Below are 19,839 nucleotides of genomic sequence, written 5' to 3' on the forward strand. Positions count from 1 at the left end.
TTGGTTTCTTTCTAAACCAAAGGCCAATAAAGCAGAATATTACCTCGTGGGGCAAATTAGCTCCTATATCTCATCTGCCTAAACTCACCGCTTAACAAACTTCACTGATTGGCTCTTAAGCCCCTCTTGGTATTTGATAATATATGTTCCAGAGGGCAATGGACTAATGTTTATTGTTTGCTCTTTGAGATGGCTTTTCCAAGTTCTTACTTTTAAACCAACCGTGTTGAAAATTTGATATTCAAGGATTTCTTGTGGCTCATACCCAAGGTCAAATTTTAGTTGTTCCCCACTAGGATTTGGGAAAATAGTAACTGAAGTCTCCAGCTCATTTGCTAGGGGAATTAGCGTAAGATTTAAACTCAAGGTAGAGTCACAGCCAGCCTGATTTGTTAAAGTATACGTCGCCGTATTATTACTTTCAAAATAGGTGTTTCCGTCTATCCATTGGTATTCGTCAGTGGCGGTTACGATATCGTTCTGGCTATCACTATGGTTTATTGTAAGGTCAAGTAATATGACAGAGTCACAGCTCATTTCTCTCGAAATAATGTGACTTACCGTATTTGTTGAATTGGTATAAACCTTCTCATCTATCCAGCGAAAGGAGTCACACTTGGTCTGAACATCAGTAAAGAATTCACTTGTACAGCCAATATTACGGTAAAGCTTAGTATCAGAAGAACCACTAGTAAAAAATAAGTCTTCATTTCCATCTAAATCATAATCTCCAAAACTTACATAGGTTTTAGTTCTAGAGGCTATTGGAAAAGTCAAACCTTCTGTAAAGTGTGTTTTTCCGTCATTCAGAAAGAAACTATTAACATAATGTACATTCCCATTCCAATGGCCTAAATACCCGCTAATATATAAATCAACATCATTGTCGTTATCAATGTCGACTAGAGATAATGTGCCACTTGAAAACCTTGGCAATGCAGTATCAATACTTTCAAATTTACCACTGCCGTTGTTTAAAAAAAGTTGAGTTATTGTCTCTGGTTCGCCATTAAAAGCAAGCGGTCTTGGGATTCCAGAAATGAAAATGTCTGGGAGGTTGTCTCCATTTATATCCACAATCTCAGCAAAATTATAGTCAAAAAGTGTTAAGAAGGTGGTAGTGTCTTTTGTGAATTCTCCATTGCCGTTATTCTTGAAAACGTTAGAGATAACCTGGCCATCATTGTTTGTTCCACAAATAAGCAAGTCTTCATCACCATCTTTATCAATATCAGCTGCAGAAATATCACCATTATGGATGTCCTCTAAACCAATATTAGTAACAATTGAAAAATTCCCGTTACCATCATTAAGATAGGCGTTTGTTTTAGCCCTACCCGAGCTGTCTTTCCCAAAAATTATAAAATCTGCTACACTATCTGCGTTCAAATCAACCTTTTTTAAATTTGATTCATTTAATGGGCTTAAATCAATAGACGTTCTAAGGTCAAAGTTACCTGAGCCATTATTTGTAAGCATTTTTAGAAATGGATTCCCTTGAGAATCAAAACCATTGATTAGAATATCGGGGAATTGGTCTGTGTCAAAATTTGAAACCAAGAAATCAAGAACAGACAAAGACTCATTTTGTTCAATGATAGGAGTTATTTCAAATGAATCTTCACCCTTATTCATATAAATTACCAAATTAGGGCTTCCTTCCGTAATTGTACTAGATTGAATGATGTCTAACTTTCCATCCAAATTGAAATCTTCAAAATGGGAAAGAGAGGGGTTAAAGTTTATTTTAAGAAATGGGGTGCCACTCCCAGATTCTACAAATTTTTGAGCCCAAAGCGAAGATGATAAAAATAAAAGAGTGATTAATGGAAATAGTAGTTTTTTCATACAGCTAATATGAGTTTATGTACCGATAAAAATATGGTTGATTTTTAGTGTCAATTATCAAGACCAAGGTAGCCTGAAACTTTTTTTAAACCAATGCTCCCTCGCTACAATTCTTGCATATTTCTACCTCGGAACGAGAAGAGATTAGTGCCCTTCTAAAATTAGTATAGGAAGGAGAATTCCAGACTTCTTTGAAAGATTGGTCTTGTAGCGAACCCATCGGGTGTTCGGCGTCTTTATCAAAACAGCAGGGTACTAGTGTGCCATCCCAGGTAATTACACAGCTGTGCCACATTTTCCAGCAGTGGTCTAGTAATTTGTTTTTGATACTGAAAGTACCGTCCTGATTGTCTCTATACCTTGAGTATTTGTCTATGGTTGGTATGAGTTCATTGCCGTTTTCGTATTCATATATTTGAGCCGTTTTGAGCCTAACTTCATTCACGCCAAGCTCATTAGCTAGTTTGTAAACATCGGCAATTTGATGTTCATTTGGCTTTACCACTAAAAATTGAAAAATAACATGAGGCGTTTTTGATTTCAACTTCTTTTTAGCGGCTATTAAGTTCTTAGTGCCTTCTAAAACTTTCTCTAATTTACCTCCCACACGGTACTGTTGATAGGTTTCTTGTGTGGTTCCGTCTATGGAGACTATCATTCTGTCAATACCAGACTTGACAGTTTTTTCTGCCACATTTGGCGTTAAATAATGAGCATTCGTGGAGGTCGCGGTATAAATTTTCCTTTCTGAGGCAAACTTGACCATCTCCAAGAAATCGGAATGAAGGTAAGGCTCGCCTTGAAAGTAGAAAGTCATGTAAAGCAAGGTGTCTTTTAACTCGTCTATAGCTTTTTCATAAAGGTCCTTTTGCAGCATTCCCGTTGGCCGAGTAAACGAACGTAAGCCGCTGGGGCATTCAGGACAGCGGAGGTTGCAACTAGTTGTTGGTTCAAAACCTAGGGCAATTGGCAAACCAGCTATCTCGGGCCGTTTAGTGAGCTTAGAAAAACCATAACTTCCTAAAATAGACAAGCCATTCCAAATTCGCTTTGGAGTAAGTTTGCTTGCAAAATTTAGTCCGTCTTTTAAGTTCATTAATCTAGTGGAATTTGACTATAAATTGATTGTAAACGTTCTTCGGTTTCTGCTGAGAATACTTCTTTTAAAGCACTATTTGCATCTTTTAAGTCTATTAGAAGCATTAAGGCCTGTGTAGCCGAAAATCTTCCATACCATTCGGAATCATTAAGGGCAATATCTTTCAAGAAAGGAATACTGGCAATCTGTGTTATGGTATCAGTGCTAACTAAAAAGGAACCGAAAATCCCCATAGTTTGGTAAAGCTCTCCACTGCTAAGTTCACCTAATTTATTTTTAAACCAGTCTAAATCTTCAGGTTTTCCTTGTAAAGCTTTGTAACCGGCCACGGCCGAAAATACATTTACGTCGTCAATGTTCTCAAATTTCTTTGTTAATTCATCTGCATCAGGTGGCTGATTTATCAAAATAGCCTCCAAAGCGGCAGCTCTTACCGTGTATGAGGTGTCTTCTAACGCTTTTCTGAACAAGAGGTCATTTTGAGGGTTTAGGAAATTCTTCATGGCTAAAATAGCCGCTCCTCTAACTTGAGATTTTGGGTCAATCCTAATTAAAGACTGCAAGTTTTTTTCAACCTTTAAAAACTCGTCACCATCATAATTAAAAAACTTATGAGCTGCCAGTTCTCTTATTTTCCAAAAATCATCTTCCATTGCTTTTAAAGCTAAGTTCCTTTTTGCTTTGTCAAACATCGGATTGGGAGCCATGTTATTGTCTGATTCCTTTTCTGCGGTTATTTCATTAAAGGCCTTAAACCTGGCTATCGCAGATTTAGAGTTTTCAAATTGACTTATTAGTTCTTTCGTTTTTTGCTTTTGACTGATTACCGCAAGAGCATAGCCATCTGGGTCTATCGCCACGTAAGTTGGTTTGTTGTCTAACTGAAAACTGAAAGTTTGACTTTCTTTATTCAAATAAACATTTTTACGTGTCACACCTTCATCAGTACCTATTTCTACAGCTAAAGGTAGTTGGTACACCCAGTCGTTTAATGAGTCAATGGTTTGCTTAATATTAAGAGATAAAACCTCCGATTTATAGGAGTATTCTACTTCCAATCTCGGATGACCCTTCTTTAAAAACCATTGGTCAAAGAACCAGTTGAGGTCTCTACCTGTAACATTTTCAAAGGCTAATCTTAAATTACTTATTTCAGCATTATTGAACTTACCATTCTCAAGATATTGCTTTAGAGCTTCAAAGAAAGCTTGGTCGCCCACTTCATTTCTTAACATATGTAAAATACGGCCACCTTTTGCGTAAGAGTGGCTGTCAAACATGTCTTCCTTGTCAGAATAGCCATATCTTATAACTGGCTCCTGCTTATTTTCAGCTTCATCTAGGTATTGATTTAATGCAGTAAAGTTTAACCAGTCGCCTTCATCTTTTCCATATTTATGATTTGCCCAAAGGTATTCGGAGTAGTCGGCAAAAGCTTCGTTCAAAGGTAAATTGGCCCAAGATTCAGCCGTTACTAAATCTCCAAACCAATGATGGAAAAGCTCATGAGCAATCACACCATCATCATTATTATCAACTATTTGGTTGTCATTTTTCTGAATGCCGCTACCGTGAATGGTTGCCGTAGTGTTTTCCATGGCTCCACTCACATAATCTCTTACAGCTATTTGAGCATATTTTTGCCAAGGGTACTTGGTTTGAAGAAGCTCTTCAAAATACCTTATCATTTCTGGTGTTCTACCGAAAATACTATAGGCGTATTTTTCATATTGGCGTTCTACGTAATAACTGACCTCAAAAGCTTTAAAGGTAGAATCAGTTACTTTTTTGAAGTCACCAGCTGCTATCATGGACAAATAAACAGAGTGTGGTATGTTTTGAAACCAAGTGTCTGTTTTTGTGCCATCCGCATTTTCTTTGCTGTTTTTTAGTAGACCGTTTGAAAGCGTGGTAAAATGCTTAGGTACAGTGAGTGAGATTTCTTGCGTGTGTTTTTGGTTTGGAGAATCTAGGGTTGGAAACCAGCAGGAGTTGTATTCAGTTTCTCCTTCAGACCAAATTTGCTGTGGCTTGTTTTTGTCAGGATTAATGAAATACAAACCTTTATATTCTAAGCCTTTTAAAGCTGGTACTTTACCAAGTTCGTCTGGTTTTGCAGTGTAGTTTATTTTTATGTTGATAGTCTCTTTGGCATTAAAAGGTCGGCCAAGTGGTATCTCTAATTTGAGCCCATTGTATTTAAAATCAACAGTTTGGTTATTTAAGGCTACTTTTTTAATATCAAAACCTTTGGCATCCAGTATCAGATTTTCCTGTGGATAAAACCATGGCTTTAAGGTCAATTCAGCCTGTGCCTCCAAGTGATTTGTAGACCAATCTGGCTTAACATCTAGTTTAGTATGAATGAGGTCAAAGAGTTTTGTTTCTGAGGCATTGTAATTTTGTTGAGCATAAGAAATGCTCACCAAAAACATTACGAAAAATAAGCTCCCTGAAAGTTTTTTCATGAATATAGTTTCAATTATTTAAGTCATTAAAGTACTGCTCCTTATCTAGCGTCAAGGTATAGCCGTATTCGTCGTCTTTATCTAACATCCCCACCTTATAGTCTCGTTTAAAAACAAAATCATCTAAACTAGCGTATCCACCTTTTATCTGAAGTGTCAAAATCAAGGTAGAAGGATTATACGTCCAGCGACATTCGTCTACATCCATGTCTAGGAAATTGACACCGGCACAGGCATAAATAGTTTCACTACTCTGATAATCGTATTCCAAACGTCCGTTTGGTAAAAATTTCCAAATCATGGTATTGAGGTCCACTTTCTTTTTTTCGTAGTTGACAAATACCAAAGAGTTATTTTTAATGTCTGAGGTTTCAAGAATCCAATTAGTGGATGCATCTAAAAGCTGTAAGTACTGAGCAGAAGCCGCATTACCTAATAGGATTAATCCTATAAAAAGGAGTTTTTTCATTTTTTAAGAAATAGTAGTTATAGTTTCGTTCATAAATTTAACGGCTTTTTTAGCTGGAAAGTACGAGGCCAAGAAAGCAATTAAGCTAATACCAATAATGGAGATAATTACATCGGAGGTTTTCAATAAAATAGGGTAGGCGTCTATTATGGCGTATTGCATGCCCATTTTTAGCCATCCGAAATGCATTTGAGACCAACAAATACCTACGCCAATTATTAGACCGATAATGCCACCAGTAAGAGCTATTATTGCTCCTTCCGACAAGAATATGCGTTTCACTAAAGACTCGCTTGCTCCCAAAGCAGAAAGTGTTTTAATGTCTTCTTTTTTGTCTAAAACAAGCATGGTAAGTGCAAAAAAGATGTTAAAACTGGCAATACCTATAATAAACAAAAGAGCAATGAATATGAAGAGCTTTTCAATTTTAATAGCTCGATAAAGACTAGCGTTTTGCTCATCTCTATCTTTGACTTCAAAGCTATCACCTAAAATAGATTTAATCTCTTTTTTGACTTGAGCTATTTGGTTTTCTGTGGTAACTTGAATTTCGTAACTAGTTCTTTCACCTTCCATTTCGGTGAGTTGTGCCATTAGTTCTATTGGGATATAGACCAGGTTGTCAAATTGTTGTTCTAAAACAAAGGCTCCAGAAACAGGAAGTGTAACTTTACTGATATTACTCTCCGGATTAAGAACATTCATTTTTTGATTCTTAGGATACCAAAGTTCAAGCTGCCTGAGATAGTTGAAAGTTTGAAGATTAAGGGTATTATAGACTCCACCACCTACAAAGGCATAATTTTCATCTTCATATTTTAGGAGAACTTCACCATCAATCACACTCTCTTTTAACTGTGAATGGGTTTCAAAAGTACTGTCAACGCCTTTGACCTGAACTATTATCTGGTCATCTTCTCTTCTAGCGAGGGCGTTGTCCTCAATAACCTGAATCACATTGGTCACGTTATCAAGCTCCACTATTTGTTGAAATGTTTCAGGGTCAAAATCAAAGGCCTTTGAATTGGCAGATTTAACCTTAATGTCGGGGTCGCTACTTTTGAAAATAGTTCTGTTAAGCTCTTCTAGACCATTAAAAACCGATAAAACTATAATGAGTGAGGCTGTGCCCACACATACGCCAAGCATCGAAATCAACGAAATGAAATGAATGAAACTTCTTTTCTTTCGAGAGAAAAAATACTTTTTCGCAATGTGAAAAGACAGATTCATTTAGGGCTCTTAGTTGGGGTAGATGTCTTCGTCGATATCAGTTTCTTCTGAAGGAATATCTAAAGTAGAGAAAAGCTCATCCATTTTTTGAGCGTACTCTGCCGTTTCATCAATATAAAACTGAAAATTTGGTACTATTCTAAACTGATTTCTTACTCTGTTTCCAAAAAGTCCACGAATCTTCTTTCCATTATCTTTGATTTTTTCAAGAAGCTCCTCCTTATTATCTACCATCATAAAGCTTAGGTAGATACGGGCTATGGCCAAATCTGGTGTAGTCTGAACATCAGTAATGGTCACAAAAGAGCTGCCAATGACATCCTTGAGATCTTTTTGGAAAATCTCTCCAAGGTCTTTTTGAATCTGACGGGCTATTTGTTTTGGTCTCTTATTTTCCATGAATGTGAAGTGTAAAATGCACTATGCTAATTCTTTGCAAATATCTTGGTTTATTTTGGTTAATCGCTTGTCAAAAGTATAATTTTGCCTTTTCAATTGATAAAAAACAAGGCTTTTGATAACCTTCTTTAGAGCAAATACCTTTTTTCACGTTTTTTCTATTCTAGTATTACTGATGCTGTTTAAGATGCTTTACATTTTAAACGTGTTACCAGTTTTAAATACAGAGCTAGAATGGCTGTTGATAGGCGAACGCTTAAATTCAGATAAAAGTTTGTACAGCGAGATTTGGACTAATACCGGTCCGCTAAGTGCATATTTTTATGGCTTAGTTCATTTTTTGCTAGGTAGAGGGCAGTTTTATCAGGAAATAGTGGCTTTTTGTTTAGTTTTTGTTCAAACCATTTTATTTACGCTTATAGTTAATAATAATAAGGCTTTTGTGGAGCGTAACTATCTGCCCGGTTTATTTTACGCCATAGCAGTGTCTCTTTCTTTTGATGCAAATAAGCTCTCTCCGGCCTTATTGGCTACCACATTTTTACTTTTTGCCATAAATAGTATTTTCCGTCATATTGAAAATAATGATGGGAGTTCAGAGCCAGTTTTTGAGATGGGTTTGTTTTTGGGTATAGGCTCTTTATTCTGGTATCCCTTTCCGGTCTTTTTAGTTTGGGCTTTACTAAGTTTAATAATGTTTACACCGGTTAAGTTTAACCAAGTGCTTTTATTAGTATTAGGTTTCGTTTTACCGGTTTTTGTCTCAGCTCTTTTCTTTTATGTTATTGGGGCTTTTCCAGAGTTTTACGGCTTTTGGATTCAAAAAGGAGCTAGCTTAGAGTTCCTAAAAAGAATAGAAGTTTTTGAGGTTCTTTTGACCTACGGCCTTCCTGTGCTACTTGCTATTTTTGGAATGTTTAAGGTTTTTGGGAATACTCGTTACTCTAATTTTCAAAACAGAAAGCAGCAAATAATGGTGTTATTAGGCATTTTTGCCTTATTAGCATTCTTACTTTCGGATAACTTAGCTACTTATCAACTGTTATGTATCTCTCCTTTTTTGGCCTTCTTTATGGCAGGTTATTTCTTGCATTTGAAGGGTACGGCTTTTCCAGAAATTTTGTTTTTGGTTTTTCTAACGCTCGTGGTTTTGATAAACAATTTTGGTGTTAGTCCTTTTGTGGGCAAAGGTTATACGCATTTAGCTGACATGCGAATAGAAAAGGAAACAGAGAAATCATATATAATAGATAAAGCTATCTTAATTACTGGGTCTAAGAATGATGATTACTTTCAAGCCAAATCAGGTTCGCCCTATTTAAATTGGAGCGTTTCTAAGTTTGACTTAGAACACGCTGATATCTATGAGAGCTTAATAAATATTGATGCTATTTTTCAGAAAGAAATGCCAGAATATATCATAGATAATGAGCAGGTTTTTCCTGAAATTTTCAGAAGAATTCCTAAAATAGGGAATAAGTACGTGCGAGTGGCAGGTACTCGAAACTTTCGTTTGAAGGACTAAATATTTGTTTTGCCTGACTTTATTCTTTTAAAAACTATTGATTAGTTGTATTTAGGCACAAGCTATTTTGTCAACTCTTCTGCCGTGTCTTCCACCTTCAAACTCCGTAGTTAGAAAAGTTTTGACAAATTCTAGAGCGGTCTCTTCTGAAACAAATCTTGCAGGAATACAGATAACATTAGCATTATTATGTAATCTGATAAGCTTTACTACCTCTAAGTCCCAAGCCAAGCCGGCTCTTATGCCTTGATGTTTATTTGCAGTCATGCAAACCCCGTTACCGCTACCACAAATTAAAATACCAAATTCGTATTCGCCTTTTTCAATGGCATCGCATAATGGATGTACAGAGTCAGGGTAGTCAAAGGAGTCTGTAGAATAAGGGCCAAAATCTGCTGTTTCAAAGTTTTGTCCTTGCATCCAGTTAAGAATTAACTTTTTGTAATCAAAACCTGCATGATCTCCTCCAATTGCTATTTTCATCTTAGAATTATCTATTTTTAAAGCGTACTTACGTTTCAAGAGTAAAAGTACAAGACTTTATAAAATCAATCAACGAACTATGTTAAATAATAACGAAGAAGAAATTAAAATTAAAAAGGCCTTTGCTGAAAAGGATTGGAGCGAGATTCAGAGTCAAGACAGTTGGCAGATATTTAAGGCTATTGCGGAATTTGTAGAAGGTTATGATAAAATGGCCAAAATTGGCCCTAGTGTATCAATTTTTGGTTCGGCAAGAACAAAACCCGACCATAAATACTACAAAATGTCCGTAGAGATAGCTGAGAAATTAGTAGAGAAAGGTTATGGTGTTATAACTGGCGGTGGACCCGGAATTATGGAAGCAGGTAATAAAGGTGCTCAGCAAAGCGGAGGAAAGTCAATTGGGCTTAATATAAAGTTGCCTTTTGAAGCGGTTCCTAATAAATACGTGGATGTAGATAAGAGTATCAATTTTGATTATTTCTTTGCTCGTAAAGTCTGCTTTATGAAATATTCTCAGGGTTTTATTGTGATGCCTGGAGGTTTTGGAACCATGGATGAGCTTTTTGAAGCTTTAACCCTGATTCAAACTAAGAAAGTTGGAAGGTTTCCAATAGTGTTGGTGGGTATATCTTACTGGGGAGGCCTTTTAGAATGGATAAAAAATGTAATGGGAGATGAAGAAGGCAATATAAGCCCTGAAGACATCGACTTAGTGAAACTAGTAGATTCACCAGACGATGCCATCAATGTTATTACAGAATTCTATGATAAATATATGCTTAAGCCTAATTTCTAGGCTTAGTATTTCCAGTTAAAAGAATTGATGTTTTCGGCAATTTTCTTACCCTCATCTAATCCAACTAGGTTATCTTGAGGTGTGTGAATTCCTCCTAAAATTCTAGAGTATCCACACTCTTCTGCTAGTTCCCAGATAGTATCAAAATTTCGTGTTTTGAATTCCACTTTTCTGATACTATCCCAAGGTCTTCCTGTGTGGAAATCATCTGAGATTTTGTTTTCGTTGCCGAAAACATCAATTAAAGCGGTAGCAGCAGCTGCTATTTGAGACGAATGACCTGATGTAAAAGCAGGGAAAGGTGGTTCTGGCCAAAACTGAACAAACCTGCCATCTATATTTCTTGAAATGAAATTCTTTGGTCTTTCTGCATGGTAAAAGTATTTACACTTCCATACATTAATAAAAGCATCTGCTGTAGACATACCTACTTTAGCAAAAGCAGATGTGGCTTCAAATAGGTTGTTTTGTTTTTCTTCTATCAAACTAGCTGTTAGGTAATAAGAGTGCCCTGGAGGACTGGAAGAAGCTGCAGGATCATCACCCCACCAAAGTGCTATTTCCTTTTCTTCCTGGGTTAAAGAAATATTTTTTTCATATACTTCCATCATGTCCTTGTAATATTGACTGTCTGGGTCGTTATCAGATTCCATAAATACCGGTATCTCCATTGTGGAGTTTGCTGAAGCAAAAGTCCTATTTTCTCCCCAATATGGATGCATTGGGGCAGCAATGCTTGATTGACCAGCAACAGGTGGTGACCAATACGTTCTACCTGTTGGATAATCGTAATCAAAGTCGAAGGTTTTTAAAAAGCCTTCATGCCCTTTGTCTAGTTTGGCCCATTCGAAAATCTGACGGGCAATTAATTTTCCGTACAGGTCAGAAGCATTGACAGCAGCTTGAGAAACTGATTCCTTTAACTTTTCTGCAATTATAAGGTCATAAAGAGAATCTATTTTTGCACTTATTTCGGCTGGTGCATGCGGGTATAAAGCATGAATGATTTCTTTTTGACCGGCATTTAGAGCTATTTCCCAGTTCATTTCTTCGCCTTCTTCTGGGTCTGGTGTTGAGCCTAGACCGGTTAAATCTGGTGTTATAGATTTAAATATAATACTGCCTTTAACGGTAGATTCGTACATGGTTAATCCAAAGTAGCCAAGACATCTAGAGGCATAAGTAGGTGAGTTGTTAGGCGAGCCTTTCACTACGTCAAGAGTTACTTCAGACCACCTCAGTGCTGTTTCAGGAGAAATGGTTAGCTCTACAGGGTCTGGAATTGGGTCAGGAATGATTTCTTCTTTTACATCCTCTTTACAGGCGTAAACGGTTGCTATCAATAAAATACCAAGGAGATAAATTAAACTTTTTTTCATTTTATTCTTCAATACTAAAATCGAGGTATGGTGAAATTTGCTCTAATAATTTGGGATTTAGCACTCTAATAGGTGCTAAGTCTTCTATCGTTTTGAAATTGCCGTGTTGCTTTCTGTAGGCAATAATTGCTTTTTTCTGATAGTTTTTTAAAAGAGAGGTTTTCCAGTCATTGGTTTCAATTTTATTAATTTTTACTTTTTTATTGGGCTCATTAAGAAAGGCAAATTTGACTAATTCTTGATAAGTACTATCAGCCAAACCGTAGGTGTTTTTTACTTGTTCTAATTTATAAAAACCACCTAAGCCTTCACGATATTTAATGATTCTTTTGGCAAAAACTTCGCCAATCCCTCTGATTTGTGTTAAATCTTCCATGGAAGCCAAATTTATATCAAATGGATTTATGCTAGGGGCTTTAAATGTAACTTTTACACTAGTAGTGTCTTCATAAATTCTTTCAAAAGTGTTATAATCTCTATCATCTTCTTGTGACGGTAAGTCTATGTAGGGTTCTATTCGCTTATATAAATTTTCACTAAGACCATATACTTTGAGTAGTTCTTCTTTGGTCTTATACACTTTCCCTTTATTTCTGAAGTTTATGAGGTTTTTAGCGGCATATTTTGATATTCCATTTTTTAGCAGTATTTCTTCGGTTGCGGTATTTGGGTTAAAAATGGTGTATTTGATGCTTTCAGACTTTGGTATTCGTGATTTAAATCTATTTCGCTCTTTTGATTTAAGTTCGCTTAAAGGCTTGTCTAGATCGTTATATTCGGAAAGTAAAATTTTAATTTCATTGGTGCTAAAATAATGATTGAAGAAAATGACACCAGAAACGAGCAGTATTCCGGCACAGGTTCCCCAAAGGATTCGTAACGATTCGTGTTTATTCACCTCAAAATAGTCTTTGAGGAATTGAATTATTCGTGTCATGTAGATGAGTTAGTAGGTTACTCGTTAGAAATTTACGAATAATTTGGCCTTTTTTAAAGGCTTGCTTTATCTTTTTCTGTTTTCCAGTTTGGACATAAAGTAAACCATGATTGAAAGTGCTATAAATCCTAAAAGAACAAGGGAGCTAAACTGAAAGCAAATGTTTCCTCCAGATGTAGTAGGGATACATCTTTCTGGTGGGTATCCCATCTCAAACATAGATTTAAATGCTAGCCAAAAGAGAAAAAGTGACAGTCCTAAAAAGAGTGCCATTTTTGATAATATTTTAATCAGAGAATTCATTCTTTGAAAAATACCCGTTTTACGCGATGTCCTATTTTTGTTAGTATTTCATAAGGTATGGTTTGAAGCGTTTCCGCTATCCTGAAAATAGGCTGATTTGCACCGAAAATCTCAACAGTGTCGTCTTCTGCGGCTATGGCATTTGTAATGTCTATCATTGTCATGTCCATGCATACATTGCCTATAGTTGGACATAAGGTACCATTAACCCATACCTTGCCTTTTCCGTCAGAAAGATGTCTGTCAAAACCATCTGCATAACCTATGGCTATGGTTGCTACCTTAATGTCAGACTTGGCTATCCCTACTCTACCGTAACCAATAGTTTCTCCCTTTTTAACAGTTTTTATTTGAGAGATAGTAGTTTTTAAAGTCCCTACGGTGTGTAGGTCTTCTTGTGACTGATGGTTAGCTTCAATTCCGTAAAGGCCAATTCCTAACCTAACCATATCAAAAGCTGCATTAGGATATCTAATGATACCTGCAGAATTAAGAATGTGGCGGAGTGGCTGGTAGCCTAATTTTTGAATGATTATATCAGAAAGTTCTTTAAATGTGTTTATTTGCTCTTTTGAAAAGGAGTCGTGAGCTTTATTATCAGCTCCTGCTAAGTGACTAAATATTGACGCCACTTCTAACTTACTGTTTGCTTCCAATAACTTTATTAAACCTTTAATGTCATCTGATTTGAAGCCAAGTCTGTTCATCCCAGTGTCAAGTTTTAAATGGACTTTAATCTTGGCTTCACTTACGTGGGCAGCATCTATAAATGCAGAAAATTCTCTTACATTTTTAAGGCTATAAAGCTCTGGTTCTAGGTTGTATTCTAAAACTTTTGCAAAACTTTCTGGCTGGGTATTTAATATAAGAATTGGTGATTCTATACCATTTTGACGTAGTTCTACCGCCTCATCTGTATAGGCTACCGCCAAATAGTCAACCCGATGATACTGTAATAAACTAGCTATTTCGGTACTGCCACTTCCATATGCCGATGCTTTTACCATCGCCATTATTTTGGTTTCAGGTTTAACCTTACTCTTATAATAATTTAAGTTATGAGTAATAGCGTCTAGGTTTATTTCAAAAACAGTTCCATGAGCCTTGCTGACCAATTTTTTGACTATTTTTTCAAAAGAGAAACTTCGAGCTCCTTTGATAAGAATCAATTCGTTTTCAAATGATTTTAGAGGATGCTTTTCTAAAAACTCATTGGCCGACAGGTAACAATCAATGTTTCGGATAAAAGCGGCATTTTTTGAGATGTCTGGGCCAATCCCTATTACTTTTTCAACACCAGCACCAAGAAGCAAATCATTTATTTGCTGATATAAAGCCCGCTCGTTTAAGCCAGATTGAAGCACATCACTTAGTATGACAGTTTTCTGTCTGTTTATGTGATGTTGGTTCATGAAGTTTAGGGCCATAGCTAAGCCGCCAAAATCATTATTATAACTGTCATCAATCAAATAACAATTTCTAATGCCTTCTTTAAGTTCTAATCGCATTGCCACGGGTTTTAAACCGTCAATACCAGCCTGAATGATTGAAAGGCATTCTTTGTCAGAATGAGTTTCTTTTAAAAGTGTAAAGGCTGTGAAAAAGCAGTGAATTACGTTTTCTATAGAGGCATCATCTATAAAAGGTACTCTAAGAGCATAGTCTCCTCCGTTCCAGTAGATGGATAATAGGCTAAAATCTTTCTTTTTTATTATTTCTATCTGTGTAGTTCCTTTCTGGTTTTTAGACCAAGCTATCAGTTCTATTTTAGGATTTACGGCAGATAGGAAAATTCTTATTTCTTCGTGAAGCTCTACATAATCTTGGCAGTAAACCAACACTTTACTATGCCTGAAAAGCCTAAGCTTTTCCGTTATCTTCTGTTTTTTACTTCTAAAGCCTTCATTATGGGCTGAGCCAATATTGGTGAAGATTCCATAGTCTGGCTGTAAAATGTCTTGCAATTTTTGCATCTCAGCTGGTTGCGAAATGCCTGCTTCAAAAATTCCTAAATTATGATTTTCATTTATTTGCCAAGCTGAAAGTGGAACGCCAATTTGAGAATTATAGCTCCTAGGGCTCTTTACTAAAGAGAAACTTCCCTGTAGAATCACCGAAAGCCATTCTTTTACTATGGTTTTTCCATTACTTCCGGTAATACCTACCACTGGTAAATCAAAAGATTCACGATGCTTCTTTACTAAAGATTGTAAGGCTTGAATGGTGTTCTTTACAGGCCAGAAGGTGGCTTGGTTTTCAAATTCTTTATGCTTTAAAAGCCATTCTTTTTGTACTACAAACTCTTCAACACCTTCTTTGATAAGTTGTTCTATAAATAAATGTCCGTCGTGTCTATCCCCCTTGATAGCTATAAAAAGGGTTTCTGAAGGTTGAGATAAGAATCTGCTGTCGGTAAGAAGTATTTTATTTTTAGGCTTAAGCACTGCTAAAATTTATTGTGATGTAAAATGCAAAGTTACATTTAATCATACGAAAGAGAGGTATTCAAATTCATAATTTCTCTATTAAACGACTGTTTAAAACCTAGGGTATTTGGTAACTTGCAATCAAATAAGTGAAGAAGAATGATAGAGACGCATGCTCATATTTATGATGAGCAATTTAAGGAAGACATAGATGCCATGCTGGCAAGAGCAAGCACAGTAGGTGTTAAAGAAATTTGGATGCCAAACTGCAATAGTGAAACTATAGAAGGGATGCTTACCTTAGAAGAGGAAAACCCTGACTTCTGTAAGCCTATGATGGGTTTGCACCCTTGTTATGTAAAAGCCGACTATCAGGAAGAGCTTAATTTAGTGAGATCTTGGTTAGAGAAAAGAAGCTTCAAAATGATTGGTGAGATTGGTCTTGATTTTTATTGGGATCTAACATTTGTCAAAGAGCAAGAAGATGCATTTTTAGCTCAACTAGCTTTGGCAAAAAAACATAACATACCCATTTGTATACATTCTAGAAACTCGAAGAAAAATGAGCACAACGCTATTATCAGGTGCTGCGAGCTTATAGAGGAATTTGGCTGGAAAGGTTTAAGAGGTATATTTCATTGTTTCTCTGGAAACCTAGAAGAAGCCAAAAGAGTAATTAGTCTTAAATTCTTATTAGGTATTGGTGGTGTGGCTACCTTTAAAAATGGAGGCTTAGACAAGGTTTTGCCTTACCTTTCTTTAGAAAACATAGTTTTAGAAACGGATTCTCCCTATTTAGCTCCAGTGCCTCATAGAGGAAAGCGAAATGAAGTGAGTTATATAGATCTAGTGGCAGACAGGGTGGCTTTTCTGATGACAAAAGAAAAGGAAGAAGTTATAAGCAGAACAAGTAAAAACGCTGTAAAATTGATATCTTAAGGCATATGGGTAAAGTTTGGGTAGTTTTATTAGTATTTATTTCGAGGTCAGCTTTCGCTCAAAACTTAGCACCTGACATTGCCAACTATGACATCACGGTTAATTTAGATACTAAGACTAAAACGCTCATAGGTGGGCAAGTTTTAACATGGACCAATACAAGTCCAGTTCCTATAAAGGAGCTTCAATTTCACCTCTATTTAAATGCTTTCAGAGATAAGAAATCTACTTTCATGAAGGAGTCGGGCGGTAGGCTTAGAAACAACTCTTTCAGAAAATCGGGTTTTGGAAATATCTATATTACAGATTTTAAATCTGACCGTGGAGAGGAATTGCTTGGTGGAATGAAATATATACAGCCAGATGATTTCAATAAAGATGACCGTACGGTAGTTTCTGTACCCCTAAAGGAAGAGTTAAAGGCGGGAGAGACCATTGTTTTAACTATTGGTTTTAAAGCAAAACTACCCAAAGTGTTTGCTCGGACAGGTTATGGAGCAAACGATTATTACTTAATAGGTCAGTGGTTTCCTAAAATAGGTGTTTTTGAACAAAATGCTGTGGGCGAATGGGGCTGGAACTGTCATCAGTTTCATGCTAATTCTGAGTTTTACGCAGATTTTGGTAAATATAAAGTAAATATTACACTGCCCGAATCTTTAAAAGTGGGAGGCACTGGTACGCAAGTGCTAAGTACTCGACTTAAGAATGGTTTAAAAACTGTGGTTTTTGAAGCAGATGATGTGCATGATTTTGCTTGGACTGCTTCACCTGCATTTAAGGTTTTTGAAAAAAAGTGGAAGCACGTGACTATGAAAGCCATGATGCAGCCTGAGCACGCAGGACAGGCTAAGAGGTATTTTGATGCCGCAGAAAAGTCCTTGGCTTATTTTGAAAAAACATTAGGGATTTATCCATATAGCACACTAACCATGGTAGACCCACCCTTAGAAAGTAGTGGCTCTGGTGGTATGGAATATCCTACATTTATAACATGTGGCTCCTATTGGGGAGTGGGGAAGTGGTTAAAAATGGCGGAAATGGTTACGGTTCATGAGCTAGGGCATCAGTATTTCCAAGGAATATTAGCGAGTAATGAGTTTGAACAGTCATTTTTAGATGAAGGTTTTAACCAGTACATGGAGGGTAGAATAATGGATGAAAGCTATGGCTCAGGAGCACAGTTTGACTTATTTGGGTTTGAAATAGGCGATGCCGAATCTTCTAGATATTCTTATGTGACCATGGAATACCCCGAAATGGCAAGTATAAATAAACCTTCATGGAAATACCCTAAAGGTGTTTATGGCGAGCTAACCTACACCAAAACAGCTACTGTTTTAATGACATTTGAAAGTTTGGTAGGTCGTCGGAAAATGGATTTGGTTTTGAAAAGTTATTATGAAAAGTGGCGATTTAAACACCCTAAATTAAGCGACTTTATTATAGAAGTAAATGAAGTATTGGGGGAAGATTATACTTGGTATTTTAACCAAGCTTTTGAAAAGTCATATTCATGTGATTACTCTGTAGATACATTGAGCAATGAAGACAATGAGTCATATTTCATTCTAAAAAGAAAGGGCAAATTTAAATTTCCGGTGGAAGTTCTAGTGGGCTTTGAAGATGGTAGTGAGGAAGTTTTTGTTTGGGATAGTGAAAAATATAGCGAGCAATTTGATTATACTAAACCTTTGAAGTTTGTCAAAATTGACCCGCAAAAGAAAAACCTAATGGATTTGAATTTGATTAATAATCAATATGCTGTAAAGACCTCAAATACATTTTTGGCGAAGTATAACACAAAGGCTTTATTTTGGCTACAGCACTTTGTTTCCGCCTTCTTATTTTGGATAGGATAAAAGTAATTATCTGGTGATAATTACTTTTGCCCTTTCGCAAATTCCTCCAATAGGCGGATTGTATTTTGAAACGCCTACAGTCACTTTTTTGACAGAGCCGTAGGTAACCTTTATTTTTTCTATAATATCATGGGCTACGTGCTCTAAAAGCCTGTGCTTAGTTTGCATGACAGATAGCACAAGCTGATAAAGTTCTTCGTAATTAATGGTGTCTTTTAGCCTGTCAGACTCGGCAGCATTGCTTAAATCAGCTTCTATGCTAAGGTCAATCGAATATTTGTTGCCAATTTTCTGTTCCTCATCATAGTAACCATGATAAGCAAAGAACTCCATTCCTTCTAAGGAAATTAAACCCATAATTTGTTTTTTTGCTTATCCGAGGCTGTCAAAGAATGAACCACTACCTTCTTCAGAACTCTTATCGGCAGCCATGTCATTGATAGTCTTTACCTTAGGAGTGGTTTCTATAATACTAGTTCCTTCTTTTTCTATCATCGCTTTTTTCAGAGCAGCCTTTACTTTGTTTACTCTATCGAGCATTTCTTCAGTAGCTTGTTCTGGCGTAGGAGTAGCTTCGAAATCTGGTTTTGGCTCGACAGCTTTTGGTGCTTCTTTTTTTCCACCAATTAGTTCTTCTTTAAGTGCTTCTAACTGGTCCCATTTTCCTGAGTCCGCTAGCATAGCTTGTTCAGCCCAGGTAGATGGGTCATGCATGGCAAAGTTAGAACCTGCGTAGCCTAAAATTTCTTTTACTTGGTAGGCTGGTTTAGTAGCCAAATCTCTATAAGATTTAATATCGTTGGCGTTTAAAACCTCAGCTATTTTTGGACCAATACCTTCAATTACTGTCAAATCATCTTCTAGCTGAGTAGTGTCTTCGTTTGATTCTGGTGACTCAGTAGTAGGTTCATTTTTTTCTAAAACAAGATTATTGGCAGAAGAAGCAAAACCTTGAATATCTTCTGGCTCCTCAGCTTTAATTTCTTCTTCTTTAGAGGTTTCTTGAGGAGTTTCCGCTAAAGGAGTGTTTTCTTCAATTACTTCAGGAAGTTTAGCTTCGATTTTAGGAGAAGCTACGGGCTGAGCCAAAGCCATCCCTTCAATTTTTTGTGAAGTAAGCGAGCTAATTGCTTGGAGTTGATTTACAACTTCTTGTTTATAGGATTCTAGAGCTGTTATTTCTGTTTTTAAACTAGATTCTTGATTTATTAAAGCCTGTTGACTTTCACTAACAGCAGTTTTGGCATTTGAAAGAATACTCTCCGATTGACTGTTGGCAGAGGATAATATAGTTTCAGATTCACTTTTAGCATTAGCCAAAATCATTTCGGCTTCTTTCTTTGCGTTTTCAATAATGTTTGATGAAGAAAGTTGAGCTTCTTCAAGTTTTCTTTCTGCTTCTATTTTTGCGTGCTCTGTAATTTTGTTACTTGTACTTTCGGCACTTTGGAGTGTCTTAATAAGAGACATTTCTACCTCTCTAAGTTTAGCCGCTTCTTTCTCTGCAATTTCCAACTGCATTCTAAGCATTTTGGATTCATTGCTTGTTCTTTCCCACTCTGAGGCCAAATTATTTAAAAATATATCTACTTCTTCAATGTTATATCCTCTAAAGGATTTTTCAAATTCGTGTTGTTTTATCTCTAAAGCAGTTATTTTCATTCTTCTTA

At 36.4% G+C, this 19,839-nt stretch carries 17 protein-coding genes; 4 read left to right on the forward strand and 13 right to left on the reverse strand.

The window, feature by feature from the left end:
• Window positions 1-84: 84 nt before the first annotated feature.
• From AADJ06_RS13850 to rbfA, 6 genes are all read right to left on the reverse strand, one after another.
• Entirely contained in the window at window positions 85-1,848 is a 1,764-nt protein-coding gene (locus AADJ06_RS13850; RefSeq protein ID WP_341227065.1) for a T9SS type A sorting domain-containing protein, read from the reverse strand.
• A gap of 85 nt (window positions 1,849-1,933) precedes the next feature.
• Complete coding sequence (locus tag AADJ06_RS13855; protein WP_341227066.1) at window positions 1,934-2,944, reverse strand: SPASM domain-containing protein; 1,011 nt, start codon at window positions 2,942-2,944, stop codon at window positions 1,934-1,936.
• Entirely contained in the window at window positions 2,944-5,415 is a 2,472-nt protein-coding gene (locus tag AADJ06_RS13860) for a M1 family aminopeptidase (protein WP_341227067.1), read from the reverse strand. The genes AADJ06_RS13855 and AADJ06_RS13860 overlap by 1 nt, the downstream gene beginning before the upstream one ends.
• Before the next feature lie 10 nt (window positions 5,416-5,425).
• The gene (locus tag AADJ06_RS13865) at window positions 5,426-5,884 is read right to left on the reverse strand and encodes a hypothetical protein (protein WP_341227068.1); all 459 of its coding nucleotides are present in this window, start codon (window positions 5,882-5,884) and stop codon (window positions 5,426-5,428) included.
• A 3-nt stretch (window positions 5,885-5,887) separates the two neighbouring features.
• Complete coding sequence (locus AADJ06_RS13870) at window positions 5,888-7,117, reverse strand: FtsX-like permease family protein (RefSeq protein WP_341227069.1); 1,230 nt, start codon at window positions 7,115-7,117, stop codon at window positions 5,888-5,890.
• A gap of 9 nt (window positions 7,118-7,126) precedes the next feature.
• Complete coding sequence (rbfA, locus tag AADJ06_RS13875) at window positions 7,127-7,516, reverse strand: 30S ribosome-binding factor RbfA (RefSeq protein WP_341227070.1); 390 nt, start codon at window positions 7,514-7,516, stop codon at window positions 7,127-7,129.
• A 187-nt stretch (window positions 7,517-7,703) separates the two neighbouring features.
• Here rbfA and AADJ06_RS13880 point away from each other — a divergent pair, with 187 nt between their 5' ends.
• Entirely contained in the window at window positions 7,704-9,041 is a 1,338-nt protein-coding gene (locus AADJ06_RS13880) for a hypothetical protein (RefSeq protein ID WP_341227071.1), read from the forward strand.
• A 51-nt stretch (window positions 9,042-9,092) separates the two neighbouring features.
• On the opposite strand, the gene rpiB is transcribed toward AADJ06_RS13880, so the two are convergent.
• Window positions 9,093-9,524 (reverse strand): ribose 5-phosphate isomerase B, encoded by a 432-nt coding sequence (gene rpiB, locus AADJ06_RS13885; RefSeq protein WP_341227072.1) that lies wholly within the window; start codon window positions 9,522-9,524, stop codon window positions 9,093-9,095.
• Between the two features lie 79 nt (window positions 9,525-9,603).
• Here rpiB and AADJ06_RS13890 point away from each other — a divergent pair, with 79 nt between their 5' ends.
• Window positions 9,604-10,323, forward strand: coding sequence for a TIGR00730 family Rossman fold protein (locus AADJ06_RS13890; RefSeq protein WP_341227073.1), 720 nt, complete (start codon window positions 9,604-9,606; stop codon window positions 10,321-10,323).
• A 2-nt stretch (window positions 10,324-10,325) separates the two neighbouring features.
• On the opposite strand, the gene AADJ06_RS13895 is transcribed toward AADJ06_RS13890, so the two are convergent.
• The 4 genes from AADJ06_RS13895 to AADJ06_RS13910 all read right to left on the reverse strand — a co-directional run bounded on the left by AADJ06_RS13895 (window position 10,326) and on the right by AADJ06_RS13910 (window position 15,386).
• Window positions 10,326-11,702, reverse strand: a complete 1,377-nt coding sequence (locus tag AADJ06_RS13895) for a vanadium-dependent haloperoxidase (protein ID WP_341227074.1) — start codon at window positions 11,700-11,702, stop codon at window positions 10,326-10,328.
• A gap of 1 nt (window position 11,703) precedes the next feature.
• Window positions 11,704-12,639: a helix-hairpin-helix domain-containing protein gene (locus AADJ06_RS13900; protein ID WP_341227075.1), complete on the reverse strand. Its 936-nt coding sequence runs from the start codon at window positions 12,637-12,639 to the stop codon at window positions 11,704-11,706.
• A gap of 66 nt (window positions 12,640-12,705) precedes the next feature.
• A complete protein-coding gene (locus AADJ06_RS13905) occupies window positions 12,706-12,912 on the reverse strand; it encodes a hypothetical protein (RefSeq protein ID WP_341227076.1) in 207 nt (68 codons plus the stop codon).
• A 26-nt stretch (window positions 12,913-12,938) separates the two neighbouring features.
• Window positions 12,939-15,386: a bifunctional UDP-N-acetylmuramoyl-tripeptide:D-alanyl-D-alanine ligase/alanine racemase gene (locus AADJ06_RS13910; RefSeq protein WP_341227077.1), complete on the reverse strand. Its 2,448-nt coding sequence runs from the start codon at window positions 15,384-15,386 to the stop codon at window positions 12,939-12,941.
• 141 nt (window positions 15,387-15,527) lie between these two features.
• On the opposite strand from AADJ06_RS13910, the gene AADJ06_RS13915 reads away from it, so the two are divergent.
• On the forward strand, window positions 15,528-16,307 hold the full coding sequence (locus AADJ06_RS13915; RefSeq protein WP_341227078.1) for a TatD family hydrolase: 780 nt from the start codon (window positions 15,528-15,530) through the stop codon (window positions 16,305-16,307).
• Between the two features lie 5 nt (window positions 16,308-16,312).
• On the forward strand, window positions 16,313-18,169 hold the full coding sequence (locus AADJ06_RS13920; RefSeq protein ID WP_341227079.1) for a M1 family metallopeptidase: 1,857 nt from the start codon (window positions 16,313-16,315) through the stop codon (window positions 18,167-18,169).
• A 6-nt stretch (window positions 18,170-18,175) separates the two neighbouring features.
• On the opposite strand, the gene folB is transcribed toward AADJ06_RS13920, so the two are convergent.
• On the reverse strand, window positions 18,176-18,526 hold the full coding sequence (gene folB / locus AADJ06_RS13925; protein ID WP_341227080.1) for a dihydroneopterin aldolase: 351 nt from the start codon (window positions 18,524-18,526) through the stop codon (window positions 18,176-18,178).
• A 15-nt stretch (window positions 18,527-18,541) separates the two neighbouring features.
• Entirely contained in the window at window positions 18,542-19,831 is a 1,290-nt protein-coding gene (locus AADJ06_RS13930; RefSeq protein ID WP_341227081.1) for a DivIVA domain-containing protein, read from the reverse strand.
• Between the last annotated feature and the right edge of the window lie 8 nt (window positions 19,832-19,839).

The organism is uncultured Arcticibacterium sp. (assembly GCF_964021845.1).
In the GTDB taxonomy this organism is placed as follows: Bacteria; Bacteroidota; Bacteroidia; order Cytophagales; family Spirosomataceae; genus Arcticibacterium.